At 66.9% G+C, this 21,533-nt stretch carries 16 protein-coding genes and 1 pseudogene; 8 read left to right on the forward strand and 9 right to left on the reverse strand.

The features are described from left to right. Positions 1-43: 43 nt before the first annotated feature. Positions 44-1,351 (reverse strand): ABC transporter permease, encoded by a 1,308-nt coding sequence (locus tag AAF481_10800; GenBank protein MEM7481652.1) that lies wholly within the window; start codon positions 1,349-1,351, stop codon positions 44-46. Continuing rightward, complete coding sequence (gene carA / locus AAF481_10805; protein MEM7481653.1) at positions 1,351-2,445, reverse strand: glutamine-hydrolyzing carbamoyl-phosphate synthase small subunit; 1,095 nt, start codon at positions 2,443-2,445, stop codon at positions 1,351-1,353. The genes AAF481_10800 and carA overlap by 1 nt, the downstream gene beginning before the upstream one ends. Positions 2,446-2,578: 133 nt before the next feature. Between carA and AAF481_10810 the strand changes: the two genes are divergently transcribed. After that, a complete protein-coding gene (locus tag AAF481_10810; GenBank protein MEM7481654.1) occupies positions 2,579-3,361 on the forward strand; it encodes a hypothetical protein in 783 nt (260 codons plus the stop codon). A gap of 169 nt (positions 3,362-3,530) precedes the next feature. Here the strand turns inward: AAF481_10810 and AAF481_10815 are convergent, their stop codons facing one another. Together AAF481_10815 and AAF481_10820 are read right to left on the reverse strand one after the other, a co-directional pair. Then, complete coding sequence (locus tag AAF481_10815) at positions 3,531-4,370, reverse strand: MBL fold metallo-hydrolase (protein MEM7481655.1); 840 nt, start codon at positions 4,368-4,370, stop codon at positions 3,531-3,533. 80 nt (positions 4,371-4,450) lie between these two features. Continuing rightward, positions 4,451-5,359, reverse strand: coding sequence for a methylated-DNA--[protein]-cysteine S-methyltransferase (locus tag AAF481_10820; protein ID MEM7481656.1), 909 nt, complete (start codon positions 5,357-5,359; stop codon positions 4,451-4,453). A 100-nt stretch (positions 5,360-5,459) separates the two neighbouring features. On the opposite strand from AAF481_10820, the gene AAF481_10825 reads away from it, so the two are divergent. Continuing rightward, entirely contained in the window at positions 5,460-6,251 is a 792-nt protein-coding gene (locus tag AAF481_10825; GenBank protein MEM7481657.1) for a prolipoprotein diacylglyceryl transferase, read from the forward strand. Here AAF481_10825 and AAF481_10830 read toward each other — a convergent pair. The 5 genes from AAF481_10830 to AAF481_10850 form a co-directional block, all read right to left on the reverse strand. After that, positions 6,248-8,362, reverse strand: a complete 2,115-nt coding sequence (locus tag AAF481_10830) for a DUF3488 and transglutaminase-like domain-containing protein (GenBank protein MEM7481658.1) — start codon at positions 8,360-8,362, stop codon at positions 6,248-6,250. The genes AAF481_10825 and AAF481_10830 overlap by 4 nt on opposite strands. Next, on the reverse strand, positions 8,359-9,390 hold the full coding sequence (locus AAF481_10835; protein ID MEM7481659.1) for a DUF58 domain-containing protein: 1,032 nt from the start codon (positions 9,388-9,390) through the stop codon (positions 8,359-8,361). Before AAF481_10835 ends, AAF481_10830 begins: the two co-directional genes overlap by 4 nt. 8 nt (positions 9,391-9,398) lie before the next feature. Then, the gene (locus AAF481_10840; GenBank protein MEM7481660.1) at positions 9,399-10,346 is read right to left on the reverse strand and encodes a MoxR family ATPase; all 948 of its coding nucleotides are present in this window, start codon (positions 10,344-10,346) and stop codon (positions 9,399-9,401) included. Between the two features lie 143 nt (positions 10,347-10,489). Continuing rightward, positions 10,490-11,071: a hypothetical protein gene (locus AAF481_10845; protein MEM7481661.1), complete on the reverse strand. Its 582-nt coding sequence runs from the start codon at positions 11,069-11,071 to the stop codon at positions 10,490-10,492. A gap of 72 nt (positions 11,072-11,143) precedes the next feature. Next, the gene (locus tag AAF481_10850; protein MEM7481662.1) at positions 11,144-11,851 is read right to left on the reverse strand and encodes a glycosyltransferase family 2 protein; all 708 of its coding nucleotides are present in this window, start codon (positions 11,849-11,851) and stop codon (positions 11,144-11,146) included. Positions 11,852-12,203: 352 nt separating this feature from the next. Between AAF481_10850 and recA the strand changes: the two genes are divergently transcribed. From recA to AAF481_10880, 6 genes and pseudogenes are all read left to right on the forward strand, one after another. After that, positions 12,204-13,262 (forward strand): recombinase RecA, encoded by a 1,059-nt coding sequence (gene recA / locus AAF481_10855; GenBank protein MEM7481663.1) that lies wholly within the window; start codon positions 12,204-12,206, stop codon positions 13,260-13,262. Continuing rightward, positions 13,262-15,244, forward strand: coding sequence for a Na+/H+ antiporter NhaC family protein (locus tag AAF481_10860; protein MEM7481664.1), 1,983 nt, complete (start codon positions 13,262-13,264; stop codon positions 15,242-15,244). The genes recA and AAF481_10860 overlap by 1 nt, the downstream gene beginning before the upstream one ends. Positions 15,245-15,423: 179 nt before the next feature. Beyond that, on the forward strand, positions 15,424-16,818 hold the full coding sequence (locus tag AAF481_10865; protein MEM7481665.1) for a hypothetical protein: 1,395 nt from the start codon (positions 15,424-15,426) through the stop codon (positions 16,816-16,818). Positions 16,819-17,942: 1,124 nt separating this feature from the next. Next, positions 17,943-18,020, forward strand: a pseudogene (locus AAF481_10870) (elongation factor Tu). A 629-nt stretch (positions 18,021-18,649) separates the two neighbouring features. Next, positions 18,650-20,062, forward strand: a complete 1,413-nt coding sequence (locus tag AAF481_10875) for a CHAT domain-containing protein (GenBank protein MEM7481666.1) — start codon at positions 18,650-18,652, stop codon at positions 20,060-20,062. Continuing rightward, positions 20,059-21,489, forward strand: a complete 1,431-nt coding sequence (locus AAF481_10880) for a hypothetical protein (GenBank protein ID MEM7481667.1) — start codon at positions 20,059-20,061, stop codon at positions 21,487-21,489. Before AAF481_10875 ends, AAF481_10880 begins: the two co-directional genes overlap by 4 nt. Positions 21,490-21,533: the final 44 nt, after the last annotated feature.

Raw genomic sequence — 21,533 nt, forward strand, 5'->3', positions numbered from 1 at the left:
AGGACGGCTTTTGATGGCCGCCGCACGGATGGAGGAGATCATCCTACTCATAGCGTAGGGCGTCGGCGGGGTCGATCTTGGCGGCTCGCCAGGCGGGTAGTGCGCAGGCCAGGAGGTTGACGCCGAGGGCGAAGACGATGATGGCGAGGAGGTCGCTCGGGCGCACCCGGAAGGGCACCGACGAGATGAAGTAAATGTTCGCCACCTCGGGATCGAATCGGATCAGCTCCCAGCGGGTCAGCACCCAGCACACCACGGTGCCGACGAGCACGCCGAGAAAAACGCCGACGGTGCCCAGCACCGAACCGTAGGCGAGGAAGATCGTGCGCAGGCCGGCTTTGGGCAGGCCTAGGGCGCCAAGCACGCCGAGCTGCCGCATGCGGTCCCGCACCAACACCACCAGGGTGGAGGCGACGTTGAAGGTGGAAACGAGAACGATCAACCCGAGCACCAGAAAGAGCGCCCGCTGCTGGCCTTCAAGGGCGGTAAACAGATCGCGGTTGAGGTGTCGCCAGTCGCTGACCAGAAAGTCCGGCCCGAGCACCTCTTTGGCCCGCTCCACCACCGGGCCGGAGAGGGCCGGATCTTCGAGGGTCACTTCCCACAGATCGACGGAGCCGCCGGTGGAGGGCAGGATCTCCCGCGCAACCAGCACCCAGGAGGCGTCGAACTCGGCGTAGCCGACGGTGAAGGTGTCGGTCACTCGGAGGGAGTGGTAGCGGAAGCGCGGCCGGCCGTTTTCGAAGCCGAGCACCACCAGCCGCAGGCGGTCGCCCTCGGACACCAACAGGCGGCGGGCGAGTTCGCTGCCGAGGACGGCTCCGGCGGCGCCGTCGGAGCCGATTTCGAGCTGCTCGGCGGTAGCGGCGAGTTGACCGCCGCCGGGATCGATGCCGCGAAGCGTCACCTCCACCCCCTGGCGGCGGCCGTTGCCGTCGAAGTTTGCATCGCCGCTGCCTTCGGCCTGCGGCACCGGGCCGGCGGCGGAAAGGGTGCCCTGGGCAAAGGCCACCCGGCCGACGGCCAGCACTCCGGGTAGGGATTCGAGCGCCTGCAGCGCCTCCGGCGGCGGGCTGCCCCGTCCGGGAAGGAGGGATTGCACCATCACCGGCGCGTTGCCTTCGATCAGCTTGCGGCGGAGATCTTCGCGGTAGCCGGTCATCAAGGCCATGGCGATGACCATGGCGAGCACCCCGAGGGCGGTGGCGGCGAGGGCGACCCGGGCGGTGCCGTCGAGCAGCCGGCTGCGGCGGCCGCGCAGAAAGCGCCAGGCGATCACCCAGCCGATAGGGCCGGAGAGCGGCGGGCGGCCGGAGTCCGGCTCGATTGCGGTCTGTGGGGCTTCGGTCATCACCCGGTGTGGGCGAGGAAGCGGTCGAAGAGTTCGGCCGACTCGTGCGGCCCCGGCGCCGCCTCCGGATGGTATTGAACGGCGAAGATCGGCCGATCGCCGACCTGGAAGCCTTCGACGGTGCCGTCGTTCAGGTTGCGCTGGGTCACCCGGACGGTGTCCGGCAAAGAGTCCGGATCGAGGGCGAAGCCGTGGTTTTGGCTAGTGATGGCGACGCGGCCGGTGTCGACGTCGTGCACCGGCTGGTTGCCGCCGTGGTGCCCGAACTTGAGCTTGAAGGTCCTGCCGCCGAGGGCGAGGCCGAGGAGCTGATGGCCGAGACAAATGCCGAGAACCGGCAGGTCGGTCTTCGAGTCGAGTAGTTGTCGAAGATTGTCGACGATCTCGGTCAGCGGCTCCGGGTCGCCGGGGCCGTTGGACAGCACCACCCCATCGACCTCCAGTTCGGCGCAGCGGGAGGCCGGCGTGCGGGCCGGCAATACCGTCAAGCGAGTGCCGCGCTCGACCAGCGACCGCAGGATGTTCTTCTTGACCCCGAAGTCGTACACAGCGAGATGCCGGCGCGCCTCGCCTTCTGGCGCCCATTCCCAGGGCTCGGAACAGGTGACTTCGTCCACCAGGGCGCGGCCTTCCATGGTGGGAAAGGCGGAGAGTTCTGCGCGCAGGGCGTCGAGATCCGTTCGCTCGGTGGTGAGCACCCCGCGCATGGCGCCGTGCTCCCGCAACTGCCGCACCACCGCCCGGGTGTCAAGGCCGGAGAGGGCCGGCACGTCCCAGCGCTCAAGATAGTCCGGCAACGCTTCTTCGCTGGAAGTGCCCGAGGGCACGCCGGTCATGCGCCGGGCCACGAAGCCTTCGGCCCAGGGGCGGCCGGACTCGGCGGTGTCTGCGAGCACGCCGTAGTTGCCGATGTGCGGTTGGGTCATCACCACGATCTGCCCGCGGTAGGAGGGGTCCGTGAGGATCTCCTGGTAGCCGGTCATCGAGGTATTGAACACCACTTCTCCGAAGCGAGTGCCCGGCGACACGCGCCGGCCGCGAAACAGAGATCCATCTTCGAGCAGTAGAAGGCCTTCGGTGGGTACCGGTCGCATGGGGAGCTCCAGGTCGGTGGGAGCGCCGGAAGCGCTTCCAAAGTCGCGCTATGATAGCAGTCGCCGGCGGCGTCTCGCGGCCTACCGAAGGCCGTTCCTCGCACCGCCGGAGACCTTCACGCCGGGAGATCTCATGCCTCGCACGCTACGCCCTTTCGCTCTGTTCGCCGCCCTGAGCCTACTGATCGCCCTGCCCGCCGGGGCCTACACGATCTACCTGAAGGACGGCTCCAAGATCGAGGCGCGGGAAGCCTACGAGGTGATCGACGGCACCGCCTATTTCACCTACATCAACGGCACGCGAACCTTCATTGACGCATCGGAGATCGACGCCGAGCGCACCCGCATCGCCAATGAGCAGAACCTCGGCACAGCCCTGGTGCTGGAGGGTGGCAAGGTCCGAGAGTTAAAGAAGGACGAGCTCGGGCAAACGGAGCGCAAGCCCACTCTGGCGGACCTGATCAACCGGCGACGCGACCAACCGGACCGTCCGGCGCGAGGCTCCGCGGGTCCCGGCGCGGCCGACCGCGGTTCGATCACCGAAGGGGGCTATCGCGATTTGGCGAATGCCGCCCGGCAGGGATTTTCCAACGCCGAACGCGATGCCAAAGTGTTGGAGCTGTTCCGGAGCCAGGGCCTCGCCACCACCCAGACCTATCAGGGCTCGAACCCGAGCAGCATCTTGGTGACGGTCGAAACGGCCGGCGAACCGCAGGTGTTTCGCGCTCTGGTGGTCGCCGCCAGCGCGCTACGCTCCGCGGCCCGCGATGGCGACCTGGAAACCTTGGAGCTGCTGATGAACACTCCCACCGGCGAGCGGGCGGGGCAGTTTGTGCTGACTCCGGAGATGGCTGACGATCTACTCGACCAACGGGTCGACCCACCACTGTTTTTTCAGGCACACGTCCAGTTCTAGTTCTGCTGCGAAGGCGGATGTGCCCACATCTACGGCGTCGCTCGGCCCCTCCGCTCCTCGACGTACTACACGTACGCCTGCGGGGCTCGGGACTCGAGACTCCTTGTAGCTGCGGGCACCTCCACCTTCTCGCGACGAACTAATCGGGCTCGAAGAACCGGTTCGGCTGTCACTCCAGCTCGAAGCTCTCTAGAACCTTCGGCACCCGGACATTCGGGTGGGATTTGGCCAGGGCTTTGGCGATTTCGTCGAAGTCTTTGGGCGGGATGTGGACGGCGGCGGTGTACCGGCCGACCAGGTGGTTCTTCACCGTTTGGCGGCCTCCTTCGGGCCAGAAGAACCAGTAGGGGATGAGCGCCAGATCGATCTCTCGCGAGGCCAGATCGTAGGCGGCGAAGTTGCCGGCGGCGGTGTCGGCATCGCCGATATGCAGAATGGTCTGGCCACCGAGATGGATGAGGTGACCGAGGTTCTCGATCTCTCCCCAAGCCCGGCCGCCGTGGCGCAGGCGCAGGATCTCGACCTCGATCTTTCCCTGCCGGAGCTTCTCGGTCTCTCCCGGTTTGGGCAGCAGCGAGCGAGCGTTGGCGAACTCGCCGTCGCCGGCCAGGGCCGCGAGGACTTGAGGCGACGAGACGAGCTGGGCGTCCGGATGACCGCGCAGGAAGATCGCCGCCGGCTCGGGCTGAAAGTGGTCCCGGTGGACGTGGCTCACGAGGGCCAAGACGACGGAGTCGAACCGGCCGTCACCGGCTTGGGTTCCGGCCAGCGCCGCCGCCGTCTCGTCCGGTAAGGCGCCGTACTCGGAGTACGGCTCGGTGACGAAGCCGTCGATCATCACCGCTTCGCCATCGGCCTCCAGCAACACCCCCTCGTTGGCGAGGAAGGTGACCTTCACTCCGCCGCGATCCTCCTCGGCCAGCGCCGCGCCCCACGGCGGCAGGCATGCGACAGCCAAGCCGCTCAGGAGCAGTAGGGCGGATCTGGCGGCGGTTCTGCGGATTCGCATGATGGTCGTCCCCCTTCCTCAAGAGTTCTTTCTCAAAGAAGTACGAACGGCAAACCGGTGAGTTCTCGCGCCGACACGCCCTACCGAGTGGCAGTCCGGGCTCCCTCACACGCCACCAGAGCGCGTTTGCGCACGCCTCCCCAGCGGTATCCGCCGGGGGAACCGTCGGCGCGCAACACCCGATGACAGGGGATCAGCATCGCCACCGGATTGGCGCCGACGGCGGATCCCACCGCCCGCGACCCACCGGGGCTTCCCGCCGTCTCGGCCAGGCGGCCGTATGAGATCAGGGAGCCGGCCGGCACTCTCAGCAGCGCCCGCCACACCTGAATCTGGAAGTTGGTGCCCTGCACCAGCAGGGGGGTGCGCTCGTTCCGCGCCAGGGCGCGCTCCGCCCAGGGCCGAACCGCCGCATCGTCTCGCCGCAGGGTCGATCGCGACCAGCGGCGCTCGAGCTGTGCGGCGACTTCGTCTACCGTCTCGGCGTCGGTGAAGGCGAGGCGACAGATGCCGCGCTCGGTGGCCGCCACCAGCACCTCACCGAAGGGGGAATCGTGCAGGCCCCAAACCATGTCGAGGGAGTCACCGCCCGCCTTGTACTCGCCGGGAGTCACCGCTTCGAGGGACACGAAGTGATCGTGCAGCCGGCCGGGGCTCGACAATCCGACATCCCAAGCCGTCTCCAACACTGGGACATCCTGGTCGAGGCGCCCCTTGGCGGCCTCGACGGTGAGGTGTTGCAGGAAGCGCTTCGGGCTGATGCCCGCCCAGCGCCGGAAGAGGCGCTGGAAGTGGGTGGGGCTCAGCCCCGCCGCCGCCGCCACTTCCGCCAGTTCCGGTTGCCGGCCCTGGTGGTCGTCGAGGAAGCGAATGGCCGCCGCGACGCGACGGTAGGTCTCGGAGCCGGAACGGTCGTCGGACGAGCCGTTGGATCGCGCGGGGACGAAGGGAAGCGGGGACTCAGGTCTTGAGGTCGTCGTCATCATCATGCAGCGAACTCTACGGAGGCCCCGGCCAAGGTGCCACCCGATTCTTGCTCATGGCGCGGAGTCCGTGATGCACGGCTACTGCACCGCGTAAGATGCCGCCATGCACCCGATCCTCTTCGAACTCGGCCCGTTCACCGTCACCGGCTACGGCACCGCGATGGTGGTAGCGATTTTGGTGGGCTGGTGGCTGACGCAGCGGGTGGCGCGCCGGTTGCTGCCGTCGGTTGTCAGCGAAGAGGAGCTGTGGCTGGATCTCTACTTCGGTTTGATCCTCGGAGGCCTGCTCGGCGCGAAGGTGCTTCTGATTCTGGTCGAGTGGCCGGAGCTGATCTCCGGCGAGGTCGATTTCGTCTCCCTCGCCCTGGCCGGCGGCGTATGGCTCGGTGGCGTGGCCGGAGCGGTGGCCTTCGGCGCCTGGTTCGTGCACCGCCATCGCCTCCCCACGGCGCGGGTGGTGGACACGCTGGTCACCGGCCTGCCGCTGGCACACGCCATCGGTCGTGCCGGTTGTCTACTGGCCGGCTGCTGCTACGGCGCCGCCTGTGAGCTTCCATGGGCGATCACCTACACCGATCCCGCCGCCCATGAGATCGCCGGCACGCCCCTGGGGGTGCCGCTCCACCCGTCGCCGATCTACGAGATGCTGGCGGAGTTGTTCAATTTCACCGTTCTGCTGGCGATCCTCCGGCGGCGGCCGAAACCCTGGACCCTCACCGCTACCTGGGCGTTGCTCTACGGCACGGAGCGATTCTTTCTGGAGTTCCTGCGCGGCGACAGCCGGGGGGCCTTGGCCACCTGGAGCACTAGCCAGTGGATCTGCGCCGTGCTGGTGGCGCTCGGGATCTTTCTCCTCTGGCGTCGGCCGGGCGCGAAGGCGGAGGGAACGATCTAGCCTTCCGCCGAGCGGCCGCGCAGTCCGCGGCGGGTTTGTCCCAGAGCGTCGGCCAGTTCCTGCCGTGCGGCGCCGACCACGGCACGGCCGCCGAAGCTCTCCTCGAGGTACAGCGAAACGATGCGGCGCATCGGTTCAGCGAGATCCGGGAACCGGCGACCGGCACGGCGTTCCAGAGTCAGCGGCGCCAGAGACTCCGCCACCGGCAGTCCGGCGCCGGCCAGGTCCTTGCGCAGGCGCCGGTAGACGCCGGTCGCCGTCAGCGGCCCGCGCAGGCGCCGGCGCACCAGCCACCAGAACAGTGCGATCGTCGCCGTCACCAGTCCGCCGACGATCCAAACGGAATCGCTCCAGCGCCGGGGCGACAATTCCGGCAGCGGCTCAATGGGGGAATCGTCCGGCACGACATCCGCCGGCGGAGGCAATTCCGTGGCGGGAACTCGTGGACTCCACAACCGCGCCCACAGATCCTTCAAGCTGCCGAAGAGCTGAAGCTGATCCTCAAAACCAAAGGTGAGCACGTAGCGGTCCCAGCGGAAGATCAGAAAGTCCCAGGCCTGAGTCACCAGGCTCCAGGTGCTCGGCGCGACGCTCTCCGGCCGGCCGGCGGCGGGGGTCGGATCGAAGGTCCGCCAGCCCTCGTCGGGGATGTAGGCTTCGACCCAGGCGTGGGCGTTCGACTGGCGAACGATGGTGTACCCCTCGAGAGGATTCACCTCGCCCCCGAGAAAGCCGGTGACCAGACGCGAGTGCACCCCTTCCGCCCGCAGCAGCAACACCATCGCCGAGGCGAAGTACTCGCAGTGGCCGCTTTTGTAGCGGAACAGGAAATCTTCCAGCGGGTTGGTGATCTCCCGCCCGACGAAGTCCAGGGTGTAGGTGTACTGCGTCGCCAAGTGGCTCTCCAGGCGGCGAATCCGATCCGCCGTCGTGCCCTCCTTCCCCATCACCTCCGCCGCCATCGTCCGCATGGCCGGCGTGAGGCCGCGCGGATCGAGGGTCGGCACCTCGGGGCCCGCCGCCGGCGGATCGAGGGCAGCGGAGAGGTCGTCGCCGCCGAGCGCCGCGCGGTATTCCAGCACCTCCACCGGCGGGAACGGCAGGATCACCGCGCCGCCGGTTCCCAACCCCAGGCGCGGCAGCTCAATGTCGAAGAGCCGGGTCTCCGTCGGTAGCGGCAGGCTGCGCGAGGCGAGGGGGCGAAGCCACAGCGTCGCCCAGGACTCCGGCGCCCCCTCCACCAGCCGAACGGGACCTTCGTTAGAGCGCGAAAAAGAACGCACCCGCGGACTGCGCCGCCAGGAGCCGCCGTCGTACACGTCGTAGGTGGCACCTTTGTAGCGCTGATCGATGCCGGTCCGCGCCGGGTCGTCGAAGCGCGCGCGCAGGGCCACCGCCCGGCTCTCGCGGATGCGACCGATGGAGTCGAGGGTGACCTCGTCGGAAAAGCCGGAGGCCTGAATGATCGTGCCGGTGCCGGTGCCGCGAACGTTGACGTAGGGCGACGAGACGCGCGGCAGCAGCGCGAAGAGGGGCACCGAAAAGACGAGGGTCATCAACACCGAAGTGCCGAGGAAGGCACCGAGCGGCAGGCGCAAGAGCGCCGGATCCCGCTGGCCGAAGCCCGCCACCAGGTGGAGAAAGGCAAAGCGCATCAGCAGGTACAAACCACCCGCCAGGAACACCAGCAGAAAGAGGACGATGGACGGGTGGACGCTGGTCGCCATGGACGCCAGGAAGACGAAGAAAATTCCCATCAAGGCCTGCCATTTGTCGCGCTCCCGGCGCAGCGAGGCGAGCTTGATGAGGATCGCGAACAGGCCGAGATGGAGCATCGGGCCCACCAACCGGCCGCCGCTGAAAGCCCGCAGGTCGATCACGAAGAGCGGCAGGTAAAGCAGCCCGAGAACGTTCATCATCCAGGGCGAAAGCCAGCGGTCGCTGCCGCTCGCCGCATGGCGAATGAACACGACGACGCCGAGCAGATAGATCGCGAGAAACGACCAGCCGAGGGTCTCGTTGAGCGGCAGGGGCAGCGGCGCCAGGAGGGCCAGGAGCCCCAGCAGGATCCGCTTCTCGCGTCCGAAGGCCATCGCCGGATGGGCGGTCATCGGGCCTCCGCGAATTCCGGTTCCGAGGGCGTCGCCTCACCGGTGGCCAGGGCAAAGCGCAGTTCCGAGGCCTGGGGATCCGTCGAAGCGAGGAGCGAGCGTCCCGGCGGCACGGCCTCGATCAGGGCCAGCGCCTCGAGCACGGCGAACCGCTGGCGCCGGCCGGTGGCGAAGGGCAAGCGCCGGTCGCGGGTCACCAGTTCCACCGAAAAGCCCTTGTCGAGGTAGTCGACGGCGGCCGTCGCCGCCTCGCTCACCAGCCGCTCGAAACGCTGTTCCGCGATGTCATCGGGGAAGGGGGCAACCCCGTTGTCGAGCAGAATGACCAGCCGCCGCGCCTCATCCGCCGCGCTCTCCCGGAAGATCAGCGAGCCAGTGCGCGCCGTCTGTTTCCAGTGGATCCGGCGCGGGTCGTCGCCGGAGCGAAAAGCCCGCAGGGAGTGGAGGTCGTGCCCCCGGCCGCGGCGTCGCGCCCCCTGGTCGCCGAAGGAACCGGATTCGACCGCCTGGTCCGAAGCGGCCGGGAAGACCTCCGGAAACACCAGCACCTCCAGCGGAGTTCGGTAGCGCTTCCCCTTGCGGAAGAAGCCGAACGGGAAGAGGCTCGACACGTAGCTCGGGGGTAGCCGCTGGAGGCCACGGCGAGGCAGGATCAATTCGTAGGAGCCGCGCACCTCGCCGCGCCGCTCGACGTAGGGCACCAACAGCGGCGAACCTTGCTCCGTGAAGGAAAGCAGCAGGCACCAGCGAGGCATCAACCGTCCGCGATTGACCAGTCGGAAGGGCAGCCGGAAGGGCCGGTTGGCGAACACTTCGTCCGGCTCCTCGATCCGCACCTCCAAATTGCGCACGTTCTGGCGAGACACCAAACCGGAATACACCAGCGTTCCGAGCATCGCTGCCAGCACCATGTACAGGGCGTTGTTGCCGGTGTTGGTACCGGCGATGGCGACGATCACCGTAAACAGGACGTACCACAGTCCCACTTTGGTGATGCGAATGCCTTGGGGAACGGAGACGCGGGCCACGGCAGGGCTTAGATGGGCACTGGAACGGACGCCACCAGCCCCTCGATGGCGCGGCGGGCGGCATCGAGGTCGCCTCCGCGCTTGAGCAGGATCCGGTGGGCCAGCACCGGCGAGGCGAGGCGCTGTACGTCGTCCGGCACCGCGTAGTCACGGCCCTCGGCCAGGGCGTAGGCCTGCACCGAGCGGTAGAGGCTCTGCAGGCCGCGGGTCGAGACGCCGAGAATGAAGTCCGAGGACTGGCGGGTTTTCTCCGCCAAGGCCAGCATGTAGTCGACCAGTTTTTCGGTCACCTGGACCTTGGTCACCCGTTCCCGCAGCGCCAGGAGATCGTCGCCGGTCATCACCGGTTCGAGGTTTTCGAGCACCTCTTCCACCCCGCCGCCCAGGAGCAGGCGCCGCTCGTCCTCGACCGGCGGATAGCCCAGCCGCAGCGACATCAGAAAGCGGTCGAGTTGGGACTCCGGCAGCGGGAAGGTACCGTGGAATTCGAGCGGGTTCTGGGTCGCCAGCACGATGAACGGTTCCGGCAGGGTGTAGCGCTTGCGTTCCACCGACACCTTGTGATCGCTCATCGCTTCGAGCAGCGCCGACTGGGTTTTGGGCGACGCTCGATTGATCTCGTCCGCCAACACGACGTTCGAGAACAACGGCCCCGGCAGGAATTCGAAGGCCTGCTTCTCCTGGCTGAAGATGGACACGCCAATGATGTCCGAGGGCAACAGGTCGGAGGTGAACTGGATGCGGTGAAAGGCCAGTCCAAGGGAGCGGGCGATGGCGTGGGCCAAGGTCGTCTTACCAACCCCCGGGACATCCTCGATCAGGATGTGACCGCGAGCGAGCAAGCAGACGGCGGCCAGCCGAACGGCTCCTTCTTTACCTTGAATGACCCGCGCAACGTTGGTTTCGAGGGCTCGAATCGAGGAGACGGGATCGGAGGCGGAAATCGAAAGTTGCATCGTGGAGGTTTACGCCCGGGGGGATGGCGCGTCACAGAAGGCGCCGTTTGAAAGTACTTCGGATTTGAGCAAGATCAACCCATCAGGATACGTGGAGGAGGAGGCGAACTCCCCCTCCACCGGACCGGAACGGCGGCAGAGCTTCAGGAGGCTTCCGAGAACTCTCGATACTCGGAGCGCTCTTCGGCGGGCACCGGCGAGCGCACCTCGACGGCGAAACCGTCGCCCTCCTGGAAATCCACCCCCTCCAGGGTGTGGACGAGGGCACTTCGGTTACCGCGGGCGATTTCGGAGGTGTCGATATAAATCTTCCAGTGGTTTTTCTCGACTTCGTTGCTGTCCGCCTGACTGACGTCGAGAGTGAGACCCGGCAGTTTCTCGTAGTTGTCGTTGTTGACCATGATGTCGAGCTTGATGTCCTGGGCCACCGGCACGGCCGCCGGCGCAGCATCGGACGCCTGATCTCCCTCCGCTTCCTCGGTTACCGCCGTGGGATCGACCATCACCGGCTCGCCATTTTCGTCCAGCACGGGATTGCCGTCGTCGTCCAGCATGGGCTCCATCGGCACCGGCTGCTGCACCACCACAAACCCGTTCAGGTCGGCCGTGTAGCCGGCGCGCAGTTCGGCGACGCGTTCCTCCGGCGTGGGTTGAGCGCATCCCACTGCCAAGAGCGAGAGCAGGCAAAGGGAGAGAAGCGAAATCCACAACCGATGGGTCGTCATATACACGAAACTGCCTCCTGGATAGAAAAAGAACGCGAGTAGAAAGCCGCCGGACGGTGCCGGCGAGGCCGGTCAGCGGCCCAGATTATAGCGAAGGATCGCCCAGATGGCCGAGAAGCCGTCCTTCCAGCCGATTTTCTTGCCCTCGGCATAGGTCCGGCCGCGATAGGAGATCGGGACTTCGTAGATGCGCGCCCCGCGGCGGGCGACCTTGGCGGTGAGTTCCGGCTCGATGCCGAACCGGTTCGACCGCAGATCGATGCCTGCGAGGATTTCGCGCCGGAAGACCTTATAGCAGGTCTCCATGTCCGACAGATTGAGGTCCGTCAGCATGTTCGACAGGGTGGTCAAGAAGCGATTGCCGAGGTAGTGCCAGAAAAACAGCACCCGGTGTGGACCGCCGAGGAAGCGGGAGCCGTACACCACGTCCGCCTCGTCTTCGAGAATCGGCTGCAGGAGCACTGGATACTCCCGCGGATCGTATTCCAGATCGGCATCCTGAATGAGCAGAAAATCGCCTGTCGCCGCCGCAAAGCCGGCGCGGATTGCCGCGCCCTTACCGCGGTTTTCGGGCTGTTCAAGTAGCTCGAAGGGCATCGGATCGGAGCGCGCTGACAGGTCCCGCAGCAGCTCCCGCGTGCCGTCCGTCGACTTGTCGTCGACCACCACGATTTCGCGCTCCAAACCGTCCGGCAAGGGGGCCGCGGCCACGCGCTGGAGCAGCTCGTGGACGGTATTTTTCTCGTTGAAAGCGGGTACGACAATCGACAGTTTTGGCACGACGCGGAAGTGTATCGCAGGGTATCGGCATGATTCTGATCACGCCGGTACCCTGCTGACATTTCCCAGGGGGCTAGGCGCCCCATCGTCCCACAAAGCACCGCTAAATTGGGCTCACCCCGTCCACGGCGGCTTGCGGGGAGGCAAGGCCCGCCGCCTCGCCCTCTACGGCTCGGCCGCGAGATCCGACACCCTCGCCCATCAAGATCGCCCGTTCGGTGAACGAGCGATCGAAGGACCGTTCCGCGTCTCCAGACCACAGAAGCCGGACGCGGTGGCCGCCATAGGCGCTGGCGCTTCGCCGTTCGGTGAGTACAATACCGTCTGATCACCGCCTCAAGGAGTCAAACTCATGGCAGATGCAAAGAACGAAAAACTGAAGGCCATCGACAGCGCCCTGACCCAGATCGAGCGCCAGTTCGGCAAGGGCTCGATCATGCGGCTGGGCCGCCGCGAAGCCATTTCCATACCGGCCATTCCCACCGGCTCGCTGGCCGTGGATAGCGCCATCGGCGTGGGCGGGTTCCCGCGCGGCCGGGTGGTCGAAATCTACGGCCCGGAATCCTCCGGCAAAACCACCCTCGCGCTGTCCGTCACCGGCCAGGCGCAGCGCGCCGGCGGCGTGGCCGCCTACATCGATGCTGAACACGCCCTCGACGCTGAGTACGCCACCAAGCTCGGCGTGGATATCGACAACCTGCTGGTATCGCAGCCGGACAGCGGCGAGCAGGCGCTGGAAATCGCCGAGATGCTGGTACGCAGCAACTCGATGGACGTGGTGGTGATCGACTCGGTGGCGGCGCTGGTACCGCGGGCGGAGCTGGAAGGCGAAATGGGCGACTCCCATGTTGGTCTGCAAGCGCGATTGATGTCCCAAGCGCTCCGTAAACTAACGGCGATCGTGGCGAAGTCTAAGACCTGCCTGGTGTTCATCAACCAGATCCGCGAAAAGATCGGCGTGATGTTCGGCAGCCCGGAGACCACCACCGGCGGCCGCGCTCTCAAGTTCTACTCTTCCGTACGCATTGACATCCGCCGCATCGCCGCCTTGAAGGACGGCGATCTGGTGGTGGGCAGTCGGGCCAAGACCAAGATCGTCAAGAACAAGGTCGCCGCTCCCTTCCGCATCGCCGAGTTCGACATCGACTATGGCGAGGGCATTTCGCGGCCCGGCGAGTTGATCGACATGGGGGTGGAGCACCGCATCCTCACCAAGAGCGGCGCCTGGTACAGCTACGGCGACGTGCGGGTCGGCCAGGGGCGGGAGAATTCCAAGCAGTTCATGCGCGACAACCCGGACCTGGCGGACGAGATCGAGGCCAAACTGCGCGAGGCCTTGAACCTGCCGCCGGCGCCCAAGGCGGCCGAGGCCCCGGAAGAAGCGCCGAAGGAAGCGGCCGCCAAGGCGTGATGAGCGATCCGCCGAGGGTCACCGACCGAACGCTCCGGAAGTGGGCTCAGGCCGCTCTCGCGGCGCTCTTCCTCCTCGCCTCTCCGGCCGCCAGCGCACTGGAGCTGGATGCGGCGGCGAGCGGGATCGCCCTGACCGGCGGAGAGGCGAAGGTCGAGGTCACCCTGGCGGATCTACCGGCCACGACGCCCTTGGCGGTGACCGTTCGCTCTGACGGGCGGGAACTCCATCGCGCCCTTCTCGCCGCCGGCGAGCACACCCTCGAAGTGCCGGTGCGGGACCTGCCCGCGGGACGGACAGTCGTTACCGTCGAGGCTGGAGGGCAGAGCGCCGAAACCATTCTGCGCATCCTGCCTGGCTGGCTCTCGGTGCTGCCGCCGATTCTCGCCATCGGCCTGGCGCTGCTGTTCAAAGACGTGCTGATCTCGCTTTTCCTGGGGGTCTTTTCCGGCGCCCTGATCCTGGTCTGGGACAACCCGCTGACGGCGCCCTTCGTGGCGTTGGCCCGCAGTGTCGACCGCTTCGTCATCAACTCCCTGGCGGACCCGAGCCGCGCCACCATCATCGTCTTCACCCTGCTGCTGGGAGCGATGGTCGGAGTGATCTCGAAGAGCGGCGGCACTCGCGGCATCGTGGCCATGCTGGTGCCCTACGCCACCACCCCGCGGCGCGGCCAGCTCGCCACCTGGGCGATGGGATTGCTGGTGTTCTTCGACGACTATGCCAACACCCTGATCGTCGGTTCCACCATGCGCCCGGTGAGCGATCGCCTGAAGATCAGCCGCGAGAAGCTCGCCTACATGGTGGACTCCACCGCCGCGCCGATCGCCAGCATCATGCCGATCTCCACCTGGATCGGTTTCGAAGTGGGCCTGATCGGCGCCGCCCTGGCCAGCCTGAATGTCGACTTGAACCCCTACAGCCTATTCGTCGGCTCGATCCCCTACCGCTTCTACCCCATCCTGGCGCTGGTCTTGGGCTTCTACATCGCTTTCTCCGGCCGCGACCTGGGGCCGATGCTCAAGGCCGAACGGCGCGCCCGGCGGGACGGCCGGGTGCTGGCCGAGGGCGACACCCCCCTCGCCGACTACGGCACCGAATCCGTCGAGCCGCCGAAGGACATTCCCTACCGCGCCGCCAACGCCCTGGCGCCGATCCTCACTGTCATCCTGGTGACCTTCGGCGGCCTGTGGATGAGCGGCATCGGCTCTCTGGCGGCGGATGGCACCAGCCGCGCCGACCACCCGGCCCTGGGAGCCTGGATGCGAGAAGTGTTCGCCGCGGCGGATCCCTACGCCACGCTCCTGTGGTCCAGCCTGGCGGGCCTGCTGGTTGCCCTCGCCCTGCCCCTGACCCAGCGTCTCCTGTCCCTGAAGGAGGCGATGGGTGCGGTGGTGGAAGGGTTCAAATCGATGCTGCTGGCGCTAATCGTGCTGGTGCTCGCCTGGTCTATCGGACAGGTCTGCACCGACCTCCACACGGCGGACTACCTGGTGCGTCTCACCGAGGGCACCCTGTCGCCGGTGTGGTTGCCGGCGCTGGTGTTCGTGCTCTCCGCCGCCGTCGCCTTCGCAACGGGGAGCTCCTGGGGTTCGATGGGGATCCTGGTACCGCTGGTCATTCCGATCGTCCACGGCGTGGCGATCAACGCCGGCCACTCGGTGGGCGAAGGGACCTACGTGCACTTGCTGGTGGGATCGATCTCGTCGGTGCTCGCCGGCAGCGTGTGGGGAGACCACTGTTCGCCGATTTCGGACACCACCATCTTGTCGTCTATCGCCGCCGGTTCGGACCACATCGCCCACGTGCGCACTCAGCTCCCCTACGCCCTGGGCGTCGGCATCGTCAGCATCCTCGTCGGCGACATCCTGTCGGCTTTCGGGGTATCGCCTTGGATCTGCATGGTTCTCGGCGCGGCGATCGTGCTGGGCGTCGTCCGCTGGCGGGGACAGCGGGTCGAAAACGCCGCTACGGCAGGGTAACAATCGGTACCTTTCGAGCGCCCACTACGCTGTAGTTCGTGGAGGGTCGGTCGCGATCCTGGGAATTCACTCGCCGAGGTCCGTCCTCCGCAATGAGGTCAAAACCCCGTGCTACATTGAATTGTAGCCATTTTGTAAGAACCGGCGTGTTCGTCAGCACGCCCCAGTCAGGAGGACGGATGCCCCCTCAGCCAACCGGTCCCCTCGAGCACGTCGACATGGGCGACGGCCGCAAAGCGCCCTTCTACATCGCAGCTTTCGACAAATCCGGATTCCCCACCAATCCGCGGAACCAGGAAGCGCTGGTCGCCGCCATCGCGAGCGGCGATTTCACCCACCTCTACCTCTTCTCCCACGGCTGGAACAACGACTGGCCGACGGCCACCGGACGCTACCGGAAATTCTTCGAGGCCTTCACCGCGACCCGGAGGCAAGGCGGAGCTCTCCCGGGCGAGTACTCGCCGCTGCTGGTCGGAGTGTTCTGGCCCAGTACGGCTTTGGTCTTCGGCGATGAAAAGGGTCCCGAGATGGCCGCTCTGCCGCCCGGCGCCACCAGCGACGACGTCGGCACCGGAGCGGAGCAGGAGGAGCTGCGCGAGCTGGCGGAGGCGGTGCCGGCGGACCAGCGCCTGCGCTTCTACGAGCTGGCCGGCGCTGAGCGCCTGAATCCGCAGGAGACCAAGGAGCTGGCGGAACTCCTGCTGCCGGCCTTCCGGCGGCCGGAGGCGGCCGCCGAAGCTTCCGACGAAGGCGCCGCCCCAACCGCCGACTTCTCGGCGGATGATCTGGTCAAACTGTGGGTGAAGATCCCCGGCGCCACGGAAGAGGACGAAGACGAAGAGGACGATTCCTTCGGCATGCCCGGCGAGGCCAGCGATGGCCCCGCGGCCGCCGGTCTGTTTTCGTTCCTCGATCCGCGCAAAGCGGTGCGGATGTTCACGGTGCGCTCGATGAAGGACCGCGCCGGAGTGGTCGGCGGCAGCGGAGTCGCCCGCCTGCTGCGCGCCATCGTCGCCGCCGATTCCACCCTCCACACCCACCTGATCGGCCATTCCTACGGCTGCAAGGTGGTGTTGTCGGCGATCGTGGGCTCCCGGGGCGTAGCGCCGCTGGCAGACCGTGCGGTGACCTCTGCCCTGCTGCTGCAGCCTGCGATCAACTTCTGGGCTTTCGCCGCCGACGTCGACGATGAGGGCTTCCCGGGCGGCTATCACGACGCGCCGCGGGCGGTGCGCCAACCGATCCTGAGCACTTTCTCCAAGAAGGACTTCGCCCTACGGCGCAGCTTTCACCTGGCGGTCACCCGCAAGAAGGATCTCGGCGAGGTGCAGATGGCCGGTCCGTTCAAGCCGGAGCGCTACGGCGCCCTCGGCGGCTGGGGTCCGCGCGGGCTGAGCGACCCTCAGGGTCGCGAGATTTCAATGCCCGCCGCCGGCACGGACTATCCGAACCTCAACTCCGCAGAGCCCGGCGTGTTGGCCCTGGAAGGATCGACCCTGATCGGCGGCCACGGCGACGTCGTCTCCGAGCACACCGCCTGGGCGCTCTTCAACCAAGTGCGAGCGACCTTCTAAAAGAACCTATGGAAGCGATCGTCCAGGAACGTGAACTGCTCCGCCTGCGCCTGTCGCTGACCCAGCGGCCGGAGCCGGACAGCCTGCTGTGCGAAGTGCTGCGCGGCAACGAGCCGATGCTCGACCCCTGGACGGTGCCGTTGGCGGAATTCAATGTGATGCCCTACCGGGGTACCTCCAAGGCTTCCGATCCGCGAGGACGGAACGTCCTCGGCGACCTCGCCAGCCGCTCCACTCCCGCCCTGTCCTTCACCGAGGCTCTCCACGCTCTGGGAAACAGCCTGGACCCGAATGAAGTGCTGTGGCTCGAACTGGCCCGCCCGAAGGGTCTGCTGCCGCAGCTTCCCTGGGAGTCGTGGATCCAGCAGTACTTCGAGCAGCCAATCCTGCGCCTGCCGCGCTTCGCCTTGACGCCGGTGCGACCCCAAGGACGCCTGGACATCGCCTGGTGCTCCAGCTCACCGCGTGCCAAGGGCGAGATTCCCGTCACCGAGCACCTCGGCCAAACCTGGGAGGTCCTCGAACAAGCCGGCGTCGAGGCGCGACTACATGTGTTTGTGGATGCCGCCCTGCGGGACGAGATTCAACCGGCCTTTGCGCAGGACTTGGTGGCCGACGGCAGAATCAAGGTGTACTCGACGGGCGGAGATAGCGACAGGGACGGTGACGGCGACGGTCGCACCTCGCCGCTGCGCAATTCCTGGTTGCGCTGGATGGCGGCAAGCCTGCCGCAGGGCGTGGACCTGGTCCAGTTCACCCACCACGGCTACCTCTCCAGGGGCCGCGGGGCGCTGGCCTTCTCGCGCTCTCCGGAGGTCAACGACGATCCCAACTGGGCGCGTTTCGTGTATGCCGACGAGCTGCGCATCTTCCTCGACCAGCTCGGCGCCGTGGGCTTCGGCGTGACCTCGCCGGTGGGCAACTTCTCGATCGCCGGCTTACGCTCCCTGGCCGACGAGATCGTCGATCGCCGGCCCGGACCGGTGGTCTTCCATGACGCGCGGGAGGATCCGGACGGCTCCGCCCTGGCGGCGGCCCTGGCCTTCCTCTACGGCGAGGGGACTCCGCCACCACCGGACCCGGCCGTCACCGTGTACTGCCACCCGGACCGGCTGGAACCGGAAGTCTCCGACCAGGAATTGCTGGAACTGGTCGAGATGGAGGTCAAGGAGCTGCTGACCCAGTACGAGACTCCCGGGGACGAGGGAGAAGAGGATCTCGCTGAGTTTCTCGATGTGACGAACGCCTACGAGTTTCCGGCGGAATCCTCCGAGCCGGACGGAGCCGAAGGGAGGGAGGGTCCCGACGACGGAGAAGAAGGAGGACTCGGGGGTGCATCGGCACCGGAAGAAGGACTCCCCGATGATGACTTTTCCGTCGGAAGCGGCGGTTCCACGTCCGACAAACTGCCGCCGGACGCCGTGCCGGAACACGACGCCGCCGGCGAGGACGGCGAAGGCTCCCCGATCGAGGACCTCGACTGGACTCACCTTTACCGCGCCAGTCTGCAGTCACCCGAGGAAGCGCCGGTCGACGCCCTGAACCACGTCATGCTGTCTCGCTATACCCTGGCTACGAAGATTCGGCCGGAACGCTATGAAGCCATCCTCGGCACCGAGTCCTCCCCCTCCCGGGGCGGTTCGGGGGCCGAAACGGTCGATGGCGATGAGAAACCCTGGATGCGCTCCAGTCAACGGGTACTGGAGCGACATCTCGCCCAACTCGGTTCCAAGTACCTGGCGGACACCCAGCGCGGCCGAGCGGCACAGAAGGGAGCGGTCGACGGGTTGCGCTTCGTGGCGGATCTCCTGGGCGGCGGAGGGAGCAAGGAATGAGCCCCCGCACCGTATTGAGTTTCATCGACGAAGGGCCGTTGCAACAGCGGGTTCGTATCGAAGAGCGAATCGTTGAACCAAGGCCCGATGAACGACATCAGGAGGTACTCGAACTCGGCCCCTTCCACACCGCCGCGGCCGCGAACGGCGGCTTGCTCAGCCTGGGCGACGGGCTGTTTTCGGTGCTGGCGGGCTTCCCGCCGATCGCCCGGCAGCTCGACGCGGCGCATCGGGCAGGCAATGTCCTGCTGATCGAGGATCTGGAGGCCGACAGTCAACGGCTGCCCTGGGAGACCCTCCGAACCCCCACCGGGGGATTCCTTGCCCTGAGCGACTCACCGTACCTCGGGCGGGTGGTCACCCCCTTTAGCCAGCTCCGCACGCTGCAGAGCACCTGGGACGGCACCCTGCGGGTGGTGGCGGTACTCGCCGCCACCGGTGCCCAGCCGGACGGCCGCATGATCACCGCCATCGAGGAACTGGAGGCCCTGGTCGAGGGCCTCCGCGCCCCCGGCTCGCCGCCCTTCGAACTCACCGTCTTGAGCAGCGACTTCAACCTCGGCGGTCCGCCGGCGGACGACCTGGAGAAAGCCGTCGCAGCCCTCGGCGATCCCGCCGTGAAGTTCGAGGAACTGCTGGACCTGGCGAGCATCGAAGAGGCGCTGGAGCGAATCCAGCCGCAGATTCTCCACTTCTTTTGCCACGGTCTGGCGGGGGACGACGAGGACAAACCCCGTCTGGAATTGTCGCTGCGCGACGATCAGATCGGTCACCGGACCCGCGGTTCGTTGATCCTCGAAGCCACCACCGTGGCGGAGCTGGTCAAGGGCCGCTCGAAGCTCTGGCTACTGGTGCTCAACTGCTGCCTGGGCGCCAACGCCAGCGAGAGCGTGTCCTTCGCCCGGCAGGTGATGACCGATAGCGGCCAAACCCTGCCGGCGATGATCGCCATGCGGGAAGCCATCGACCGGCGCGATGCTCACCTCTTCACCGGGTCGTTCTACCGCACCGCCGGTCCGATGATCGCCGAAACGGCGGGCAAGGCGCGGGCGGATCTGCGCTGGATCGAGGCCCTGCCGGCGGTCCGGAAGCACATCTGCCGAGAGCGGGTGCAGGTGTTGTCGCGAGCCAGCGAGAGTCCCGAATGGACCCTGCCGGTGATCTACGTCCGCCGAGAAGCCTTTGAGATCGTCGGTCCGGCCCCGGCCGACGGCGGCGAACCGGCTGCCCACCTCGAGGCCGAAGATTCCGCCGAGACGATCGACCGCCTCGAAGGCGAAATCGCCTTTCTCAAGTCCGTGCGCAACGATCTGGTGGTGTCGAGTCCCGATCTGCCGGCGGAAAAACTCGCCATCCTCGACGACCGCATCAACGATCTCCGCCGACAGCTCATGGAGGCCCTGACGTGAGTCCCTCTGAGCCGGCCACAGACGGGGCGCTCCCTAGCGTGCCGGCGCCCGGCGACCTGACGGTCCGGGTCAACGCCTTCAGCGGCGACCTGGCGAAAACCGAGGGAACCTTCGCTCCGACCTGGCGACGGTGGGCCCTCGGCGAAGAAGCCGGCGCCCACGAGCCCTCGATGCTGGCGCCGGAAGAAGAGCCGATCCTCACCCGCTGGCAGGACCCGCGGGTTGGCTGGGGAGTGGTCCTGCCCCTCGACCTAGAGGAGGCGGATGTTCCGGCGCCGATCCGCCGGCTGATCGCGAGCCGCCAGACGGACCTCGGACGGGTACCGGTGCTGCGGCCGTTTCCGAAGGACGATCCCAACGCCCTGATCCTTCTCAAGGACCTCGACGCCAACAACGCGCCGACGATCGACGGCTCGGGTCTCGGCGTGGCGATCGGTTCGATCCCCGCCTACCTGCTGATCGTTGGTTCCCCGGAGGAAATCTCCTGGGAGCTGCAGGAAGTTCTCTCCCAGAGCGGACGATTCGTCGGCCGCCTCGACCTCGGCGAAACCGGCCTGAAGCGCTACATCGACCATCTGCTCCACGACTGGTCCGGCAGCAGCGCTCGCCTCGACCAGACGGTCACCTGGGCCGTGCGGCACAACGCCGACGACATCACCGCCACCCTGCGCTCGGTGCTGACGCGGCCGCTGCACAAAAAGCTCGCCGGCGACAGTGACATCGGCACCGGAGCGGTATTTCTCGACGGCAAGGAATCCGAGGTCACCGGCAGCGACCTGCGGGACGCGCTGGCCGACCAGCGTCCGCTCCTAGTGGCGACCAGCAGTCACGGCCAAACGGCGCCCCTCGACGACCGCGACACCCTGCGCCGGGACCTCGGCCTGCCGGTGGGGCAAGACTTGGAGCTGCTCGATGTCGCCGACCTCCTCAGCCACTGGCAGCCGGACGGCGCGGTGTGGTTTTGCCATGCCTGCTGTTCCGCCGGCTGCAAGGCAGAAAGCGCTTATCGGGACCTCTTTCCCACCGACGGCCCGATCGCCGAAGTGCTCGACGGCGTGGCCGGCCTGGGCAACGTGACGGCGCCGCTGCCGCGGGCTTTGCTCGGCGCCGAGAAGCCCCTGCGCGCCTTCATCGGGCAGGTCGAGCCGACCTTCGACTGGACCCTCAAGCAACCGGAGACGGGCCAGAAACTGGCGACCACTTTGATCAAGCCGCTGTATGAGCGCCTTTACTTGAAAAAGCCCGTCGGCATGACCCTGGCCGACTGGCACCGCCGCTCCGCCTCCCTCAACGACGCCTGGATCAAGATGCGCCAGGACATCCGCGACGGCGGAACCCCGACCACCGCCATGCTCTATCCTCGGCTGGCGGCGGCGGACGTCGCCTCGACGGTTCTGCTGGGCGATCCCACGGCGTTCTTCGCCTGAAGCGGGTCTGCGGGTAGAGCGACCCTTTGTCGAGCCCACCCTCG

The organism is Acidobacteriota bacterium (assembly GCA_039030395.1).
GTDB lineage: Bacteria > Acidobacteriota > Thermoanaerobaculia > Multivoradales > JBCCEF01 > JBCCEF01.